Source organism: Fictibacillus sp. 26RED30, assembly GCF_015903845.1.
In the GTDB taxonomy this organism is placed as follows: domain Bacteria; phylum Bacillota; class Bacilli; order Bacillales; family Fictibacillaceae; genus Fictibacillus; species Fictibacillus phosphorivorans.
Window position 1 is genome coordinate 25413 of record NZ_JACZDV010000006.1, and the last position, 19743, is coordinate 45155.

Annotated in this window: 18 protein-coding genes and 1 other annotated feature; all 18 genes read right to left on the minus strand. The window is 42.6% G+C overall.

Annotation, left to right across the window (positions count from 1 at the left end; all coding sequences use genetic code 11):
* Window positions 1-469: 469 nt before the first annotated feature.
* The 18 genes from tuf to rlmB all read right to left on the minus strand — a co-directional run bounded on the left by tuf (window position 470) and on the right by rlmB (window position 19742).
* A complete protein-coding gene (tuf, locus tag IHV11_RS19605; RefSeq protein ID WP_066390665.1) occupies window positions 470-1660 on the minus strand; it encodes an elongation factor Tu in 1191 nt (396 codons plus the stop codon).
* A gap of 116 nt (window positions 1661-1776) precedes the next feature.
* Window positions 1777-3855 carry an elongation factor G gene (gene fusA / locus IHV11_RS19610; protein WP_197134187.1) on the minus strand — a complete coding sequence of 693 codons (2079 nt, stop codon included), beginning with the start codon at window positions 3853-3855 and terminating at the stop codon, window positions 1777-1779.
* A gap of 75 nt (window positions 3856-3930) precedes the next feature.
* On the minus strand, window positions 3931-4401 hold the full coding sequence (rpsG, locus tag IHV11_RS19615; RefSeq protein WP_197134190.1) for a 30S ribosomal protein S7: 471 nt from the start codon (window positions 4399-4401) through the stop codon (window positions 3931-3933).
* A gap of 46 nt (window positions 4402-4447) precedes the next feature.
* Window positions 4448-4870: a 30S ribosomal protein S12 gene (gene rpsL, locus IHV11_RS19620; RefSeq protein ID WP_197134192.1), complete on the minus strand. Its 423-nt coding sequence runs from the start codon at window positions 4868-4870 to the stop codon at window positions 4448-4450.
* 116 nt (window positions 4871-4986) lie between these two features.
* Window positions 4987-5235, minus strand: a complete 249-nt coding sequence (locus IHV11_RS19625; RefSeq protein ID WP_066237983.1) for a 50S ribosomal protein L7ae-like protein — start codon at window positions 5233-5235, stop codon at window positions 4987-4989.
* A gap of 84 nt (window positions 5236-5319) precedes the next feature.
* Complete coding sequence (rpoC, locus tag IHV11_RS19630; RefSeq protein ID WP_197192142.1) at window positions 5320-8943, minus strand: DNA-directed RNA polymerase subunit beta'; 3624 nt, start codon at window positions 8941-8943, stop codon at window positions 5320-5322.
* A 29-nt stretch (window positions 8944-8972) separates the two neighbouring features.
* The gene (gene rpoB / locus IHV11_RS19635; protein WP_197195978.1) at window positions 8973-12515 is read right to left on the minus strand and encodes a DNA-directed RNA polymerase subunit beta; all 3543 of its coding nucleotides are present in this window, start codon (window positions 12513-12515) and stop codon (window positions 8973-8975) included.
* Window positions 12516-12806: 291 nt separating this feature from the next.
* Window positions 12807-13409: a class I SAM-dependent methyltransferase gene (locus IHV11_RS19640; RefSeq protein WP_197195979.1), complete on the minus strand. Its 603-nt coding sequence runs from the start codon at window positions 13407-13409 to the stop codon at window positions 12807-12809.
* A 323-nt stretch (window positions 13410-13732) separates the two neighbouring features.
* A complete protein-coding gene (gene rplL, locus IHV11_RS19645) occupies window positions 13733-14098 on the minus strand; it encodes a 50S ribosomal protein L7/L12 (RefSeq protein ID WP_066237995.1) in 366 nt (121 codons plus the stop codon).
* Between the two features lie 47 nt (window positions 14099-14145).
* Complete coding sequence (gene rplJ, locus IHV11_RS19650; protein WP_144704568.1) at window positions 14146-14646, minus strand: 50S ribosomal protein L10; 501 nt, start codon at window positions 14644-14646, stop codon at window positions 14146-14148.
* A gap of 39 nt (window positions 14647-14685) precedes the next feature.
* Window positions 14686-14836: a sequence feature (ribosomal protein L10 leader region), on the minus strand.
* 45 nt (window positions 14837-14881) lie between these two features.
* A complete protein-coding gene (gene rplA / locus IHV11_RS19655) occupies window positions 14882-15583 on the minus strand; it encodes a 50S ribosomal protein L1 (RefSeq protein ID WP_066390636.1) in 702 nt (233 codons plus the stop codon).
* Between the two features lie 161 nt (window positions 15584-15744).
* A complete protein-coding gene (gene rplK / locus IHV11_RS19660) occupies window positions 15745-16170 on the minus strand; it encodes a 50S ribosomal protein L11 (RefSeq protein WP_066285502.1) in 426 nt (141 codons plus the stop codon).
* Between the two features lie 158 nt (window positions 16171-16328).
* The gene (nusG, locus tag IHV11_RS19665; RefSeq protein ID WP_066390634.1) at window positions 16329-16862 is read right to left on the minus strand and encodes a transcription termination/antitermination protein NusG; all 534 of its coding nucleotides are present in this window, start codon (window positions 16860-16862) and stop codon (window positions 16329-16331) included.
* Window positions 16863-16937: 75 nt separating this feature from the next.
* Window positions 16938-17144 carry a preprotein translocase subunit SecE gene (gene secE / locus IHV11_RS19670; protein WP_197134200.1) on the minus strand — a complete coding sequence of 69 codons (207 nt, stop codon included), beginning with the start codon at window positions 17142-17144 and terminating at the stop codon, window positions 16938-16940.
* A gap of 57 nt (window positions 17145-17201) precedes the next feature.
* Window positions 17202-17351, minus strand: a complete 150-nt coding sequence (rpmG, locus tag IHV11_RS19675; protein ID WP_197134202.1) for a 50S ribosomal protein L33 — start codon at window positions 17349-17351, stop codon at window positions 17202-17204.
* Between the two features lie 372 nt (window positions 17352-17723).
* Complete coding sequence (gene sigH / locus IHV11_RS19680) at window positions 17724-18374, minus strand: RNA polymerase sporulation sigma factor SigH (RefSeq protein WP_066390628.1); 651 nt, start codon at window positions 18372-18374, stop codon at window positions 17724-17726.
* Window positions 18375-18453: 79 nt separating this feature from the next.
* On the minus strand, window positions 18454-18972 hold the full coding sequence (locus tag IHV11_RS19685; protein WP_137792248.1) for an NYN domain-containing protein: 519 nt from the start codon (window positions 18970-18972) through the stop codon (window positions 18454-18456).
* Window positions 18969-19742: a 23S rRNA (guanosine(2251)-2'-O)-methyltransferase RlmB gene (rlmB, locus tag IHV11_RS19690; protein ID WP_197195980.1), complete on the minus strand. Its 774-nt coding sequence runs from the start codon at window positions 19740-19742 to the stop codon at window positions 18969-18971. The genes IHV11_RS19685 and rlmB overlap by 4 nt, the downstream gene beginning before the upstream one ends.
* Between the last annotated feature and the right edge of the window lies 1 nt (window position 19743).

Genomic DNA, 19743 nt, shown 5'->3' on the forward strand with positions numbered 1-19743 from the left:
TGGGGGTGAATTTAGATTGTTCCAGCTCCAGCAACCGTGCGCATGGAGTTGATTTTATACCTCGCGGATTTATGGTGTGAACTCCCGGAATTATGAACCGAATTTCAGGATTTACGATTTGATTTACCGTTCCGCTCCTTTTTAAAGGATCTCATATCACTTTTTCTTTATAAGAGCCATTTATTATAAATATTATTCTTTTATCTCTCTTATAAATAAGTACATGGTTTTTTAATCCTTGTCTACTTTGACAGTTGATTGGAGTGGAAGTGCAAGACTCCTGCGGGACAGGCGGGCAGATGAGACACTTATACGTGAAACGTACGAATGTGGCTCATCGCCTGCCCCGCGGAAAGCGAAGCACTGGAACGGAAATCAACTACTTTCATAAGCAACAAAGCGTTATAAATGAATTCAAAATAAAAAACACCCTCCAAAAGGAGAGTGTTTTTATTAAAGAGTAATAAGATTACTCAGTGATTGTTGCAACTACGCCTGCACCAACTGTACGTCCACCTTCACGAATAGAGAACTTAGTTCCTTCTTCGATAGCGATTGGAGCGATTAGTTCTACAGTCATCTCAACGTTATCTCCAGGCATAACCATTTCTACGCCTTCAGGAAGTTGGATGATACCAGTTACGTCAGTTGTACGGAAGTAGAACTGAGGACGGTAGTTAGAGAAGAATGGAGTGTGACGTCCACCCTCTTCTTTTGAAAGAACATAAACTTCTGATTTGAACTTAGTGTGAGCTTTAACAGTACCTGGCTTAGCAAGAACTTGTCCACGCTCAACATCTTCACGAGAAACCCCACGAAGAAGTGCACCAATGTTGTCACCAGCTTCAGCATAGTCAAGAAGCTTACGGAACATTTCAACACCTGTTACAGTTGTTGATTTTGGCTCTTCAGTAAGACCAAGGATCTCAACTACGTCACCAACTTTTACTACACCACGCTCAACACGTCCAGTAGCAACTGTACCACGACCAGTGATTGAGAATACATCCTCAACTGGCATCATGAATGGCTTTTCAGTGTCACGTGGAGGAGTTGGGATATAAGAATCTACAGCGTCCATTAGCTCGTAGATTTTAGCTTCCCAATCAGCGTCTCCTTCAAGAGCTTTAAGAGCAGAACCTTTGATTACAGGAATATCATCTCCTGGGAAGTCATACTCAGAAAGAAGGTCACGAACTTCCATTTCTACTAGCTCAAGAAGTTCTTCGTCGTCTACCATGTCACACTTGTTCATGAATACAACAAGGTAAGGTACACCTACTTGACGAGAAAGAAGGATGTGCTCACGAGTTTGTGGCATTGGGCCGTCAGCAGCAGATACTACTAGGATCCCACCATCCATTTGTGCTGCACCAGTGATCATGTTCTTAACATAGTCAGCATGTCCTGGGCAGTCTACGTGTGCGTAGTGACGAGAATCAGTTTCATACTCAACGTGTGCAGTTGAGATTGTGATTCCACGTTCGCGCTCTTCTGGAGCACCGTCGATTTGGTCATAAGCCATTGCTACACCCTTACCGTTTTTCTTAGCAAGAACAGTAGTGATAGCAGCTGTTAAAGTTGTTTTACCATGGTCAACGTGACCGATAGTACCAATGTTAGCATGCGTTTTGGAACGATCAAATTTCTCTTTACCCATGAGAAAGATTCCTCCTTAAATATGTTTACATATAGTAGATTTTTTTATTTAAAACGAACAGTTTGTACTGCCCATTTTAGATTACATGAAAATGTTGCTTCTTACAACCGAAGAGATTAAGCTCCAGTTGATTTTTTGATGATTTCTTCAGAGATTGACTTAGGTACTTCTTCGTAGTGATCGAAGTGCATTGAGTAAGTACCGCGGCCTTGTGTACGAGAACGCAAGCTAGTTGCATATCCGAACATCTCAGCAAGTGGAACCATCGCTTTAACGATTTGTGCGTTACCACGAGCTTCCATACCTTCAACACGTCCACGACGGGAAGTTACGTCACCCATGATGTCACCCATATACTCTTCAGGAACCGTTACTTCAACTTTCATGATCGGCTCTAGAATTGCAGGGTCACACTTTGATTTAGCGTTCTTAAGAGCCATTGAACCGGCAATCTTAAACGCCATTTCGTTGGAGTCAACATCATGGTATGATCCATCAACGATACGAGCTTTAAGGTCAAGTAATGGGAAACCAGCAAGCATTCCGTTTTTCATTGATTCTTCGATACCAGCTTGAACTGCAGGGATGTATTCACGAGGAACTGCCCCACCAACGATTTTGTTTTCAAATACGAATCCAGATCCTTCATCACCTGGCTCGAATTCGATCCAAACGTGACCGTATTGTCCACGACCACCAGACTGACGAACGAATTTACCTTCAACCTTAGCAGCTTGGCGAATTGTTTCACGGTAAGCAACCTGAGGAGCACCCACGTTAGCTTCTACCTTGAATTCACGGCGCATACGGTCAACTAGGATGTCAAGGTGAAGCTCACCCATACCTGCGATGATCGTTTGTCCAGTTTCTTCGTTTGTTTCAGTACGGAATGTTGGATCTTCTTCAGCTAGCTTAGCAAGTGCCATACCCATCTTGTCTTGGTCTGCTTTAGACTTCGGCTCGATAGATAGTGAGATAACTGGCTCTGGGAATACCATGGATTCTAAGATAACAAGGCTCTTTTCATCACAAAGTGTATCACCAGTTGTAGTGTCTTTAAGACCTACAGCAGCTGCGATATCTCCAGCGTATACGACAGAGATCTCTTCACGGGAGTTTGCATGCATTTGAAGGATACGTCCAACACGCTCGCGCTTTCCTTTAGTAGAGTTCTGTACGTATGATCCTGAGTTTAGTGTACCAGAGTACACACGGAAGAATGTTAACTTACCAACATAAGGGTCAGTCATAACTTTAAATGCAAGTGCAGAGAATGGTGCTTCGTCACTTGATTCACGAGTTACTTCTTCTTCAGAGTCAGGAAGTACACCCTTGATAGCTGGTACATCGATTGGCGATGGAAGGTAATCAAGAACTGCGTCTAGCATAAGCTGTACACCTTTGTTCTTAAATGCCGAACCACACATTACCGGATAGAACTCAACGTTACAAGTACCTTGACGGATACCTGCTTTAAGTTCTTCGTTCGTAATTTCTTCGCCTTCTAAGTACTTCATCATCATTTCTTCATCTAGCTCAGCAACCGCTTCGATAAGTTTTCCGCGGTATTCTTCAGCTAAAGGCATGTGCTCTTCCGGAATGTCACGAACTTCGATATCAGTACCAAGGTCGTTTCCGTAGAATACAGCTTTCATTTCGATAAGGTCGATGATTGCTTCGAATTGGTCTTCCGCACCGATCGGTAATTGGATCGGGTGAGCGTTAGCACCAAGGCGGTCATGAATCGTTTTTACGGAGTATAAGAAATCCGCACCGATCTTGTCCATTTTGTTTACGAATACAATACGAGGTACCCCGTAAGTAGTCGCTTGACGCCAAACTGTTTCTGTTTGTGGTTCAACACCTGATTGAGCATCAAGTAATGCAACCGCTCCGTCTAATACACGTAATGAACGTTCTACTTCAACTGTAAAGTCTACGTGTCCTGGTGTATCAATGATGTTGACACGGTGACCTTTCCATTGAGCAGTAGTAGCAGCGGAAGTAATCGTGATTCCACGCTCTTGTTCCTGCTCCATCCAGTCCATTTGTGAAGCTCCTTCATGAGTTTCACCAATTTTGTGGATACGGCCAGTATAGTAAAGAACACGTTCAGTAGTCGTTGTTTTACCAGCATCGATGTGAGCCATGATACCGATATTACGAGTATTTTTTAAGGAGAATTCTCTAGCCATGAATTTCTCTCCTTCCCTTTTTAAAAGGAATTTTTATAGTGTTTTAGAGACAGTCCGAGAACTGTCTCTATGATTTTACCAGCGGTAGTGAGCAAACGCTTTGTTTGCTTCTGCCATTTTGTGCATATCTTCGCGCTTCTTAACTGAAGCACCAGTGTTATTAGCAGCATCCATGATCTCATACGCAAGACGTTCTTCCATTGTCTTTTCTCCGCGTAGACGAGAGTAGTTCGTTAGGTAACGAAGTCCTAGTGTTGTACGACGCTCTGGGCGAACTTCAACTGGTACTTGGTAGTTAGCTCCACCAACACGGCGAGCACGAACTTCAAGAACTGGCATGATATTTTTAAGAGCTTGTTCAAACACTTCCATAGGATCTTGGTTTGTACGTTCTTTAATAAGTTCGAACGCATTGTACAAGATTGTTTGAGCTACCCCTCTCTTACCGTCAATCATAATTTTATTGATTAGACGAGTTACAAGCTTAGACTTGTAAATTGGATCAGGTAACACATCACGACGAGCAACAGGTCCTTTACGTGGCATGTGGTCCCCTCCTTTCTGATAGTTGTTTTAATTTATTTCAATAATATTACTTCTTAGCTTCCTTTGGACGCTTCGTTCCGTATTTAGAACGACCTTGCATACGGTTGTTAACACCAGCCGTATCAAGAGCACCACGAACGATGTGGTAACGTACCCCCGGTAAATCTTTTACACGTCCTCCACGGATAAGAACAACACTGTGCTCTTGAAGGTTGTGGCCAATACCAGGAATGTAAGCTGTAACTTCGATTCCGTTAGTTAGACGAACACGCGCATATTTACGAAGCGCCGAGTTCGGCTTCTTAGGAGTCATAGTACCAACACGCGTACAAACTCCACGCTTTTGCGGAGATGAAACGTCAGTTTGGGACTTTTTGAAGCTGTTGTAACCTTTGTTTAACGCAGGAGAGTCAGATTTCTTTGATTTAGAAACACGACCTTTGCGAACTAATTGGTTAATTGTAGGCATTTTGTATTTCCTCCTCTCTTTTTTCGTAATACCACCGACCCAGGTGGTTCATTTTAGGACAAAAGAAAGTTTTTGCGAGAGGAGCGATATTGATGCCCATCGCAAAAACATGAATTTTATCCTTTTATCGCAACAGTTGCGGCCCCGACATCTATACCGCATGCTTTTCCAAGCTTTTTCATGGAATCAACCTTTACGATCGGTACGTGCTTCTCTTCGGCAATTTGCAATACTTTGCTCGTTACTCGAAAATCAGCGTCTTCCGCAACGACCAGCTCTTTGACCTCGCCGTTCTGTAAAGCTTTGATTGTTTGCTTAGTACCTACGATAATTTCAGAAGCCTGTGTCACTTTTTCATAAGACATACGAATATCCTCCAAAGTAACAAATCTTAGGAGCACATCCGTAATCATATCACCGATGCGCTCCCGATGTCAACATTTCATTTATTAATCTTGAGAAACAAGTTCTGTAGGCAATTCTGCCTCTTCATTGTTCTCATCTTCAACTACTGGAGAGTTGATTCCGATGTTTCTGTAACGGTTCATACCTGTTCCAGCCGGGATCAGCTTACCAATAATAACGTTTTCTTTAAGTCCGAGTAATTCGTCACGCTTACCTTTGATGGCAGCATCCGTAAGAACTCGTGTTGTTTCTTGGAATGATGCAGCAGATAAGAATGATTCTGTCTCAAGAGATGCTTTTGTGATACCAAGAAGCACTGGACGACCTGTGGCAGGCGTTCCACCTTCAAGAAGTACACTACGGTTAACATCCGTGAAGGCATGAATATCCATAAGAGCTCCTGGAAGTACTTGAGAATCACCAGAATCGATGATGCGCACTTTACGAAGCATTTGGCGAACCATTACTTCAACGTGCTTATCTCCGATTTCTACCCCTTGCATACGGTAAACTTTCTGAACCTCACGCAATAGGTATTCTTGTACGCCTTCTGCACCACGTACTTTAATTAATTCTTTAGGATCGATCGAACCTTCCGTCAATACTTGACCGGCAGTTACTTTATCGCCTTCGACCGCTTTAATGCGGGCACCGAAAGGAATTGTGTAAGTTCTAGATTCAATCTCACCTTGAACGACTACTTCACGCTTATCTTTATTGTCGTTCACGCCAACAACCGTACCTTCAAGCTCAGAGATAACCGCTTGACCTTTCGGGTTACGCGCTTCAAACAATTCTTGGATACGTGGAAGACCTTGTGTAATATCGTCTCCAGCTACCCCACCTGTATGGAAGGTACGCATTGTAAGCTGTGTACCTGGCTCACCGATGGATTGAGCGGCGATAATTCCAACAGCTTCCCCAACTTCAACGTCAGAGCCTGTTGCAAGGTTTCGTCCGTAACATTTCTTACAAACGCCGTGACGTGTGTCACAAGTAAATACAGAACGGATCGTTACTGCTTTCACGCCTACTTCTTCAATATGAGCGGCCATGTCTTCAGTGATCAGCTGATTAACGTCTACAAGAAGTTCTTTTGTTTCAGGATGGTATACCTTTTTATAAGCAGTACGGCCGATCAAACGCTCATGAAGAGGCTCGATAACTTCGTTGCCTTCTTTAATAGCTGCAACTTCTAAGCCACGGTCCGTTCCACAGTCATCTTCACGTACGATAACATCTTGAGCAACGTCAACCAAACGACGAGTAAGGTAACCTGAGTCAGCTGTTTTAAGGGCTGTATCGGCAAGACCTTTACGCGCTCCGTGAGTAGAGATAAAGTACTCGAGTACTGTTAGACCTTCACGGAAACTTGATTTGATTGGAAGCTCGATGATTTTACCAGCCGGGTTGGCCATCAGACCACGCATACCAGCTAGCTGCGTAAAGTTAGATGCGTTACCACGGGCACCGGAGTCACTCATCATGAAGATTGGGTTTCGCTTATCAAGTGTACCCATCAATTTATTTTGGATTTCGTCTTTCGCCAAACTCCAAACATTAATTACACGCTCATAGCGCTCTTCTTCTGTGATCAAACCACGTCTGAATTGCTTTGTAACGTTAACTACTTTTTCTTCGGCTACAGCAAGGATCTCTTGCTTTTCAGGTAATACAACGATATCGGATACACCGATCGTGATACCAGCGCGCGTAGAATATTTAAATCCTAAGTCCTTCATGCGGTCAAGCATCTTAGACGTTTCAGTAATCTTAAAGCGTTTGAATACTTCCGCGATAATCTTACCTAGAATTCCTTTCTTAAATGGAACAATTTCCTCATGCTTCTGAATTTCCTCTTTTACATTAGCAGCCGGATCTAAGAAGTACTTTTCAGGTGTTTCCACTTGAAGGTTCGTCGTAGTCGGTTCGTTAATGTACGGGAATGACGGCGGCAGGATTTCGTTGAATAACAACTTACCTACTGTAGTCATAAGAAGCTTAGATTGCTGTTCATCTGTGAAAGTTTCTTTATTTAAGCTGGATACCGGTACTGCAATACGAGAATGCAAGTGCACGAATCCATTTTCATAAGCGATGATCGCTTCATTGATGTCTTTAAATACAGACCCTTCACCAATAGCTCCTTCACGTTCAAGAGTTAGGTAATAGTTACCTAAAACCATATCCTGTGACGGTGTTACTACCGGCTTACCATCTTTCGGGTTCAAGATGTTTTGGGCAGCTAGCATTAGAATACGAGCCTCTGCTTGTGCTTCAGCAGATAGAGGAACGTGGACCGCCATTTGGTCACCGTCAAAGTCAGCGTTGTAAGCTGTACATACGAGCGGGTGAAGACGAATTGCACGACCTTCTACAAGCGTCGGTTCGAATGCTTGGATACCAAGTCTGTGAAGTGTAGGTGCACGGTTTAGTAGAACTGGGTGTTCACGAATAACTTCTTCAAGTACATCCCAAACTTCTGGCTGAACGCGCTCTACTTTGCGTTTTGCACTCTTAATGTTGTGTGCAAGACCTTTTGATACTAGCTCTTTCATAACGAATGGTTTGAAGAGCTCAAGTGCCATCTCTTTAGGAAGACCACATTGGTACATCTTTAAGTTCGGACCTACTACGATAACCGAACGTCCAGAGTAGTCAACACGTTTACCTAGCAAGTTTTGACGGAAACGTCCTTGTTTCCCTTTCAGCATGTGTGAAAGTGATTTTAACGGACGATTTCCTGGTCCAGTAACCGGACGGCCACGACGACCATTATCGATTAATGCATCGACTGCTTCTTGAAGCATACGTTTTTCATTTTGAACGATAATGTTAGGAGCACCTAGATCTAATAGACGCTTCAGACGGTTGTTACGGTTGATAACACGACGGTAAAGGTCGTTAAGGTCAGATGTGGCAAAACGTCCACCATCAAGCTGAACCATCGGACGCAATTCCGGCGGAATAACCGGAAGTACTTCAAGAATCATCCAGTCGGCATGGTTGCCAGAATGACGGAATGCTTCTAATACTTCTAAACGCTTAATCGCACGTGTACGACGTTGTCCTTGTGCTGTTTTAAGCTCTTCTTTCAACATCTCAACTTCTTTTTCAGCATCGATGTCTTCTAGAAGACGTTTGATCGCTTCTGCACCCATTTGTGCAGTAAAACCTTTTCCATACTTTTCACGGTATGTGCGGTATTCCTTCTCTGAAAGCAGTTGTTTCTTCTCAAGAGGTGTATCTCCTGTATCAGTAACAACATATGAAGCAAAGTAGATTACTTCTTCTAATGCTCTTGGAGACATATCCAAAACAAGACCCATACGACTTGGGATACCCTTGAAGTACCAAATGTGAGATACAGGAGCAGCAAGCTCGATGTGACCCATACGGTCACGTCGAACTTTAGCTCTTGTTACTTCAACACCACAACGGTCACAAACCACGCCTTTATAACGGACGCGCTTATACTTTCCGCAATGACATTCCCAGTCTTTTGTCGGACCGAAAATTCTTTCACAGAACAAGCCGTCTTTTTCAGGCTTCAGTGTACGGTAGTTGATTGTTTCAGGTTTCTTTACTTCCCCTCTTGACCACGACCGGATTTTGTCCGGTGAAGCAAGACCAATTTTCATATATTCAAAATTATTTACGTCTATCAAGGAGCGTACCTCCCTTTTGATATCCTGTTTTAGTCATTCGAAGTGTAAGACTCAAGATTTAGATTTAATTTCTCGCTTGCCTGATCGTCTTCATCATCAAGCTCTCTCATTTCAATTTCCTTGTCATCTCCAGAACAGATCTTAACGTCCATTCCAAGAGATTGAAGTTCTTTGATCAATACTTTAAATGATTCTGGAACACCAGGTTCAGGAACGTTTTCACCCTTAACGATGGCTTCATACGTTTTCACACGGCCGACAACATCATCGGATTTAACCGTAAGAATTTCCTGCAGTGTGTATGCAGCACCATATGCTTCAAGTGCCCATACTTCCATCTCACCGAAACGCTGACCTCCAAATTGAGCTTTACCACCTAGAGGCTGCTGTGTAACAAGTGAGTAAGGTCCAGTAGAACGAGCATGCAACTTGTCATCAACCATGTGAGCCAGTTTGATCATATACATAACCCCAACTGATACACGGTTATCAAACGCCGTACCTGTACGTCCATCATAAAGTACCGTTTTACCATCGCGAGCCATTCCAGCTTCTTCGATCGTAGACCAAACATCTTCCTCACGCGCTCCATCGAATACCGGTGTAGCAACATGAATGCCTAGCTGACGTGCAGCCATTCCAAGGTGAAGCTCCAATACCTGACCGATGTTCATACGGGAAGGTACCCCTAGCGGGTTTAACATGATGTCAACTGGTGTTCCATCTGGAAGATAAGGCATATCTTCTTCAGGCATAATTTTAGAAATTACACCTTTGTTTCCGTGACGTCCGGCCATCTTATCTCCTTCGTGAATCTTACGTTTTTGCACGATGTATGCACGAACGAGCTGATTCACACCTGGAGGAAGTTCATCGCCATCTTCACGGTTAAACACTTTAACGTCAAGGATGATTCCATCTCCACCGTGAGGAACACGCAATGATGTATCGCGAACTTCACGAGCTTTTTCACCGAAGATCGCATGTAATAGACGTTCTTCAGCTGTTAATTCAGTTACACCTTTAGGCGTTACTTTACCAACTAAGATATCTCCATCTTTAACTTCTGCACCAACACGGATGATTCCGCGTTCGTCCAGGTTGCGTAATGCATCTTCTCCGACGTTTGGAATATCACGAGTGATCTCTTCCGGTCCAAGTTTTGTATCACGCGCTTCTGACTCATATTCTTCAATATGGATCGAAGTATAAACGTCGTCTTTAACGAGACGCTCACTCATGATGACAGCATCCTCGTAGTTGTAACCTTCCCAAGTCATGAAGGCAACAAGAACGTTACGACCTAAAGCAAGTTCACCGACTTCCATTGAAGGGCCATCCGCTAAGATTTCCCCTTTCGTCACGCGGTTACCTGTGCTTACGATCGGACGCTGGTTATAACACGTTCCTTGGTTGGAACGAATAAACTTAAGCATGTTGTAAGTGTCAAGGTCGCCTGAAACTTCCTTGCCACCTACTTCTTTAATGCGGCGTACTTGAACTTGTTTTGCTGTAACACGTTCAACAATTCCTTCGTGCTTACAGATAACTGCAGCTCCAGAGTCTTTTGCTGATACGTGCTCCATTCCTGTACCAACGATCGGTGATTCAGGAACAAGTAAAGGTACAGCCTGACGTTGCATGTTCGCTCCCATTAGGGCACGGTTGGAGTCATCATTCTCTAAGAACGGAATACAAGCTGTCGCAGCAGATACTACCTGTTTCGGCGATACATCCATATAATCGATGCGTTCGCGCTTAACAACAGTGTTATCACCACGGAAACGTGCGATTACGTCTTCGTTCATGAACTCTCCGTTATCACCTAAGATCGAGTTCGCCTGTGCAACTACGTATAAATCTTCTTCATCAGCAGTCAAGTAATCAATACGGCTCGTTACACGACCTGTTTCAGGATCAACCCGACGGTATGGTGTTTCGATAAATCCATATTGGTTCACTTTTGCATAAGAAGAAAGTGAATTGATCAAACCGATGTTCGGGCCCTCTGGCGTCTCAATCGGACACATACGACCGTAGTGAGAGTAGTGAACGTCACGAACTTCAAAGCCTGCACGTTCACGTGTAAGACCACCTGGCCCTAGTGCAGATAGACGACGTTTGTGCGTCAATTCTGCTAGCGGGTTCGTTTGATCCATGAACTGTGAAAGCTGAGAGCTTCCGAAGAACTCTTTAATAGATGCTATAACAGGACGAATATTGATCAATGCTTGTGGTGTGATCGCATTTGTGTCTTGGATCGACATACGCTCACGCACAACACGTTCCATTCTGGAAAGTCCGATTCTGAATTGGTTTTGCAGAAGCTCACCAACAGAACGCAGACGACGATTACCAAGATGGTCAATATCATCTGTTGTACCTACTTGATGTAATAAGTTGAAGAAGTAGTTAATAGAAGCAATAATGTCAGAAACTGTGATGTTTTTAATTTCTTTATCAACAAGTCCGTTTCCGATAACATTAATGATTCTTTCACCTTCTTGATCATCAGGTGCATAGATTTTGATAGATTGAAGAGCGATATCTTGATCTTCAGCCACTCCTCCTGCTGGCGTTACGGTTTTAAAGCCTACACCACTCTCAAGAGCAGGGATAATCTTATCTAGCGTTCTGCGGTCAAGAAGCGTACCTACTTCAGCAATCACTTCACCCGTTTCAGCGTCAACAAGCGTTTCAGCTAGCTTTTGGTTGAAGAGACGATTCTTTATATGAAGCTTTTTATTGATTTTGTAGCGTCCAACGTTAGCTAAGTCATAGCGTTTAGGATCAAAGAACCTAGAATCTAATAAACTTTTTGCGTTATCTACTGTTGGAGGCTCTCCCGGACGAAGACGCTCATAGATTTCTAGAAGGGCTTTTTCCGTTCCTTCTGTATTATCCTTATCTAGCGTGTTGCGAAGATACTCGTCTTCTCCAAGCAAATCAATGATTTCTTGATCAGACCCAAACCCTAAAGCACGAAGCAATACGGTAATAGGGATTTTTCTTGTGCGGTCAATACGCACATAAACTACGTCCTTAGCATCTGTTTCGAACTCCAGCCAAGCACCGCGGTTTGGAATGACAGTAGCGGTAAAACCTTTTTTACCGTTTTTGTCGATTTTCTCACTATAGTAAACACTTGGTGAACGAACGAGCTGTGATACAATTACACGCTCTGCCCCGTTGATCACAAAGGTTCCCGTATCTGTCATTAACGGGAAATCTCCCATAAATACTTCCTGCTCTTTTACTTCGCCCGTCTCTTTATTGATCAGACGCACTTTCACACGAAGCGGAGCAGCGTAAGTAACATCGCGCTCTTTTGATTCATCTACAGGATACTTCGGCTCACCTAAGTTATAATCAATAAACTCTAAAACGAGGTTCCCTGTAAAATCTTCAATCGGCGAAATGTCTCGGAACATTTCACGTAACCCCTCATCAAGAAACCATTGATAGGAAGCGGTTTGAATTTCAATTAAGTTTGGTAATTCAAGCACTTCGCTAATCCTTGCATAACTTCTTCGTTGGCGGTGGCGTCCAAACTGAACTAGTTGACCTGTCAACTGCTTCACCCCTCAAATCCAGCGTTTTTTTCGTGTATCATATTTCTATCTAACATTCTATTAAGAAGGTTAGAAAACAAAAAGAAAAAGGGTTTCATATTTTTAAAACCGCAGTTTTCCTATTTTGATAAAAGCTATTATATAATTTTGTCCAACTTTTTCGCATTCTATACGTCTAAACATGAGTAAAAAACGTTGATTTATCAACGTTTTTTCGCTTACCACGAAAAATAAGCAGCAAAATGCGAATCCATTGGCATTTTATAATACTAACATACGGGATTTATCAAGTCAAACTTTTATTGCGCGTAAAATATAGTAGCCTTTTTTCTTCGCAACCGTTTCAACTTGGCCGAATAATTGTTCCATTTTGTCCATAGCAGATGGCGCACCTTGTTTCTTTTGAATCACTACCCATAACTCGCCACCAACGCAAAGTTTATGATGTGCTTCTTCAAAGATTTGATGTACGACTGTCTTACCTGCACGAATGGGCGGATTTGTTATAACAGCAGCAAACTCTTGATCCTTAACTTCAGCAAATAAATAACTTTTGTAGATCTTAACATTATCGACCTTGTTCTTATCTGCGTTCAGCTTAGCAAGTTCAATTGCTCTTTCATTGATATCCACCATTTGAACAATACGATCTTTTTCCGCTCTAGCAAGCGAAAGTCCGATCGGTCCGTATCCGCATCCCACATCTATATAATCACCATGTACTTCTGGAGGTACAAAGGACTCTATTAAAACGCGGCTGCCAAAATCTACTTCTTTCTTCGAAAAGACACCAGCATCCGTCGTAAAGCGAAATTTTTCGCCGTTCAATGAGAAATCCCATGTTTCTCTTTTACTTTCTGTACCAGGTGTTTCAGAATAATAATGGTTCTTCATCGTTTTTAAACTCTCCTTACCTTCTGATAAAGACAGTATTCCCGTTCCGTAATTCTTTAACGGTCTATCTATAAAGACGCTTGTGTAAGTAGTTGATTTCCACTCCAGGTTGCTCGCTTTCCACGGGGCGTCCGGTGAGCCTCCTGCCGCTTCGCGCCATTAGGAGTCTCCACCTGACCACTCGTCCCGTAGGAGTCTCGCACCTTGCATTCCAATCAACTTGCATAAGACGAGAATTGCAACACTCTTCTAGAAGAAAGCTTCTAAAAAATTAAGCGAAACAAACAAAAAGGTCCGCCATCGGGCGAACCTTTTCTTTTGAATTACTTAACTTCAACAGAAGCTCCAACTTCTTCAAGCTTAGCTTTGATTTCTTCAGCTTCGTCTTTAGATACGCCTTCTTTAACTGGCTTAGGAGCACCGTCAACAAGTTCTTTCGCTTCTTTAAGTCCAAGACCTGTAAGTTCACGAACAACTTTGATAACTTTAATTTTTGAAGCTCCACCGCTTGCAAGAATTACGTCGAATTCAGTTTGTTCAGCAGCAGCGTCTCCACCAGCAGCTCCACCAGCTACAGCTACAGGAGCAGCAGCAGTTACACCAAACTCTTCTTCGATTGCTTTTACTAGGTCGTTAAGCTCTAAAACAGTCATTGTTTTTAAGCTTTCAATGATTTGCTCTTTAGACATTATAATTTCCTCCTTATGGAATGTAAGTTATTGGTTGAAGATAAGGCTTATGCGCCTTGTTCTTCTTTTTGTTCTGCAACGGCTTTAGTAGCCAACGCAAAGTTGCGGATAGGTGCTTGAAGCACGCTGAGTACCATAGAAAGAAGACCTTCTCTTGATGGAAGTTCAGCAAGAGCTTTCACTTCTTCTAGAGACGCGATACGTCCTTCGATTACACCAGCTTTGATCTCAAGCGCTTCGTGTTTCTTAGCGAAGTCGTTAAGAATCTTAGCAGGAGCTACAACATCTTCATTCGAGAATGCGATCGCTGTAGGACCAGTTAAGTGTTCTGCTAATTCTTTAAGGTCATTCTCTTCAGCAGCGCGAACTACCATTGAGTTTTTGTAAACTTTAAACTCGATGCCAGCATCACGTAAAGACTTACGAAGTTCAGTAACCTCAGAAACAGTAAGACCACGGTAGTCAACAAGGATTGTTGATTGGCTATTTTTGATTTTCTCAGAAATAGTGGATACTAACTGCTTTTTTGTTTCTAAAATGCTGCTCATTATTACACCTCCTGTAAAATGATTGCATCACCGCAGGTTTTGTCCAAAAACAAAGCCTCCATGTCGAGACATGGAGGCGTGAGTATCTAAAGTCATAAGTAATTAACTAATGAGCTTACGATGCTTCACCTCGGCAGGAAGATTTAAGCCAGTTGGCTCCTGCTGTCTACGGCATTCATCTGATGCGTTTGTGTTTAACAGTATATAATATAACGGGTCGAAACCCGTTTGTCAACTATCGTTTTACAGCGAATGAAGATGGATTAACTTTGATCCCAGGTCCCATTGTAGAAGAAACAGCTACGTTCTTCATGTAAGTTCCCTTAGCAGCTGCAGGCTTAACTTTCAACAATGTTTCGATGATTGTGTTAAGGTTTTCTGCAAGCTTCTCAGCTTCGAAAGATACTTTACCGATTGGAACGTGTACGTTACCAGTCTTGTCGACACGGTATTCTACTTTACCAGCTTTGATTTCGTTAATCGCTTTTTCAACTTCAAATGTAACTGTTCCTGTTTTAGGGTTAGGCATTAAACCTTTAGGTCCTAAAACACGTCCAAGTTTACCAACTTCAGCCATCATGTCCGGAGTAGCAACGATTACGTCGAACTCGAACCAACCTTGTTGGATTTTGTTGATGTAGTCAGAATCGCCAACGTGATCTGCTCCAGCAGCTTCAGCTTCTTTTGCTTTTTCACCTTTTGCGAAAACTAATACACGTTGAGTCTTACCAGTTCCGTTTGGAAGCACTACTGCTCCACGAACTTGTTGGTCAGCTTTCTTCGTGTCTACACCTAAACGAACTGCAACTTCTACAGACTCGTCAAATTTTGCAGGAGCAGCTTTTTTAACAAGCTCGATCGCTTCTGCAGCGTCATATGCTTTTGTGCGGTCTACTAATTTAGCCGCTTCTTGGTACTTCTTACCTTTGTTTGCCATTGTATTGTCCTCCTTATGTGGTTTAGCGGATATTCCTCCCACTTATTGCACTAAAAAATCAAGTGCAATTACACGCATTGCATGAATAAAGGTTGCGAACCGTTTGACGGGCAGGATATCAATCCATTTACTCGCAACCTAATAGACATCAAACACGGGGATTAGTCTTCGATAACAATTCCCATGCTGCGTGCAGTACCTTCAACCATACGCATTGCAGCTTCAACGCTAGCAGCGTTTAGGTCAGGCATTTTTGATTCTGCGATTTCGCGAACTTTATCACGCTTTACAGTCGCAACTTTTTTCTTGTTCGGCTCACCAGAACCTGACTCGATTCCTGCAGCTTTCTTTAAAAGAACAGCAGCCGGAGGAGTTTTAGTGATGAATGTAAATGAACGGTCTTCGAAAACCGTGATTTCTACCGGAATGATTAAACCAGCTTGATCAGCAGTACGAGCGTTGAATTCTTTACAGAATCCCATGATGTTTACCCCAGCTTGTCCTAGTGCAGGTCCAACTGGCGGTGCCGGGTTTGCTTTACCAGCAGGGATTTGCAATTTTACCATCTTAATAACCTTTTTAGCCACGCGACACACCTCCTTAAGTCCGTGATGTGGTATTATGGGCCGAAACCCTCCCACTCAAAAATACGCTTCCCCTCCTAAAAGAGAGGAAGCAGTTGATTAGTAATATCAAACATAAAAAATTCTATCACCTTTTTGAAGTGATTACAAGTCTTTTTCCATTATAACTTGCTAACTTGGGTAAACTCAAGTTCAACTGGTGTCTCACGGCCAAACATGTTGACGTGAACTTTCAGCTTCTGTTTTGTTGCATCGATCTCTTCGATCGTACCAACAAAGTCAGCAAAAGGACCTTCTTTTACTTTTACAGATTCCTTGATTTCGAAATCAACTTCAACGCGTGGAGCTTCCATACCCATACCTTTAAGTATATGATCTACTTCCTCAGGCAAAAGTGCCGTTGGCTTCGAGCCCGCTCCAGCAGAACCGACAAATCCTGTTACCCCAGGCGTATTACGTACAACGTACCATGAATCATCTGTCATGATCATCTCCGTTAATACATAACCAGGGAAAACTTTCTTCATGCTTGTTTTTGTCTTACCGTTCTTTGTTTCGGTCTCTTCTTCTACAGGTACAAGTACACGGAAAATCTTATCTGTCATCCCCATAGATTCCAAACGCTTTTCCAAGTTTGCTTTTACTTTGTTTTCATAACCTGAATAGGTATGAACTACGTACCAATTTTTTTCCATACGATGGGACCCGTGTCCTTTCCCTCCTAAAATGGATATACTCTAGCATTCTATCCAAAAGAAGCTATATCTAATCTACCCTAAAATAAGCTCAACTAATTGTGAAATACCTAGATCCACAACCCAGAAGAACAAAGCCATAATCACTACAGTTGACAGTACAATCCCCGTATAGCGAAATAACTCTTTTCGCGTAGGCCAGCTAACACGCTTCATCTCCTTATTTACATCGGAAAGAAACTTTGCTGGTGATTTCTTTGTCTTTTCTGCAACATCCGCCATCTTCATAAACCCCCATGCCTTTGATCAATTAACATTTATAAAAAAAGCTTGTTTCGCTTACTTCGTTTCCTGGTGAATGGTATGAGCATTGCAGTAGCTGCAAAACTTTTTAACCTCGACTCGTTCAGGATTGTTTTGCTGGTTCTTCATCGTTGTATAATTTCGTTTTGAGCATTCTTTACAGGCTAAAAAAACTTTTTTTCTCATGCTAAATAAACACCTTTCGTGCGACAAACCCACTCATCCACGTTACAATGTTACTTTTAAAACCTTAACATAGGGGTATACGCTTGTCAATAAAGGGAAAATGGAGGTTTATCTCATCTAAACTTAATTTTAAATTCATACTAAGACGAAATTTTTCTTATAGCTTGTCGTTATCTCTCATTTTTCTTTGGCTACTTTGATAAGTTAATTGGAGTGTAAGGTGTGAGACTCTTGGCTAGGACGAGCGGTCAGGTGGAGACACTTAGACAAGTGGCTCACCGTACGCCCCGCGGAAAGCGAAGCACCTGAAACGGAAATCAACATCTTTCAACGTCAACACCAAAAGAAAAAGAGCAGGAACAATCCTCGCTCTTAAGATGATATTTCTCTTAGCTCTAAATAACGCTCTAATTTACGTTTCACTCGTTGAAGCGCGTTGTCGATCGACTTCACGTGTCTGTCGAGATCCACTGAGATTTCCTGGTACGATCTTCCGTCAAGGTACAGCATCAGAACTTTACGTTCCAGGTCACTTAATATTTCTCCCATCTTCACTTCAATATCATCAAATTCTTCTTGATTGATAATCAGTTCTTCTGGATCAGTGACTTTTGTACCGCATATTACATCCATTAGTGTACGGTCAGACTCCTCATCATAGATTGGCTTGTCCAACGACACGTAAGAATTTAACGGAATGTGCTTTTGTCTAGTTGCCGTTTTGATAGCGGTAATCATTTGCCTTGTTATACATAGTTCGGCAAAAGCTTTAAAGGATGACAGCTTGTCCTCTTTAAAATCGCGAATGGCTTTATACAGCCCGATCATGCCTTCTTGAATGATATCTTCCCGGTCTGCACCGATCAAAAAGTATGATCTTGCTTTCGCACGAACAAAGTTTTTATATTTGTTGATCAAATATTCAAGTGCTGCGCTGTCCCCCTCATGAACCAGTTCCACAAGGCTTTCATCTTCCATGAGCTCGTAATCGCTTACTGACCGTTCCTTGAGATCTATGTTCACGACAAATCCCCCCACCAGGTTTTTACCGGCAAAATATAGCAATATTATAGCTCATAGTTCACAAAAGCGTCAAGATTCCTTATTTTTGCCCTCTTCTCCATCTTTCAAATATTTCGGCAATTTCGTCTGAAAGAAGGATAGATGAGGAGGTTTGCTTCCTTTTCCGCTCGCCAACGGACACATGGATATGCTTTTCAATTTCGTCCATCTCATTCTTTAATTCTCTCGCAGATTTTCTCAATGCGCCTTTACCAAAAATCTGCCACTGTTCGGTTGAATCTGAAGTTGCTACGTAAATTCGCGTATCGATTGATTTTAACTCTCCGACCAAACGTTCAATCCGCTCATCTGCCGTTTCGTTCTCTCTAGTAAAAATGACTTCAACGCGGTGGTTTTTCGTTTTTTTCTCTGTGCCAGGTGTGAGATGGGCATCAAATACGACGATTACTTGATACCCAGTCGTCCCCTGGTATTCTGCCATATATTCGATTAGCAGGTCTCTTGCTTTGGCAAAATCCGATGTTTTTAAGCTCCGTAATTCGGGCCAAGCGCCAATGATGTTGTAGCCATCAACAATCAAATAGTGGCGGGTTTTCATTTTCGCGCTACTAACGGATTGCGGTTACGGTACACTTCATACATCAAGAGACTAGCAGCAACTGATGCATTAAGCGAGGTAACCTTCCCTTTCATCGGAAGCTGAACAAGGAAATCGCACGTTTCTGATACGAGTCTTCCCATTCCTTTTCCTTCGCTTCCGATCACAAGACCTAAAGGCATGTCCCACTTTGCTTGTCTGTAGTCATCTTTCCCTTTCATGTCTGCGCCGGCAAACCACATACCGCGGTCCCTTAACTCTTTCATCGTTTGAACAAGATTCGTAACACGAACAACCGGAATGTATTCGATCGCACCCGTTGAAGCTTTTGCTACTGTTGCGGTCAATCCTACTGAACGTCTTTTCGGAATAATGATGCCATGTGCACCAACTGCATCAGCCGTACGCATGATCGAACCTAAATTATGAGGATCTTCAAGCTCGTCCAATAAAAGAAAAAACGGCTCTTCTCCTCTTTCTTCTGCAATTTTAAACAAATCATCAATCTCTGCGTATGAGTATGCTGCTACACCAGCGATTACACCTTGATGGTTGCCTCCCCCGCTTAATGAATCGAGCTTTTGCTTCGGTACATATTGCACAAGGACATTTTGTTTTTTCGCCATTGAGACGATCGTACTTACCGGTCCTTTTTGAGATCCTTCACCTACGAAGATTTTATTAATATCACGGCCTGAACGAAGTACTTCCATCACTGGATTTCTGCCGATGATCAATTCTTGTTCTTTTTGTTCTTTTGCTGCACTCATC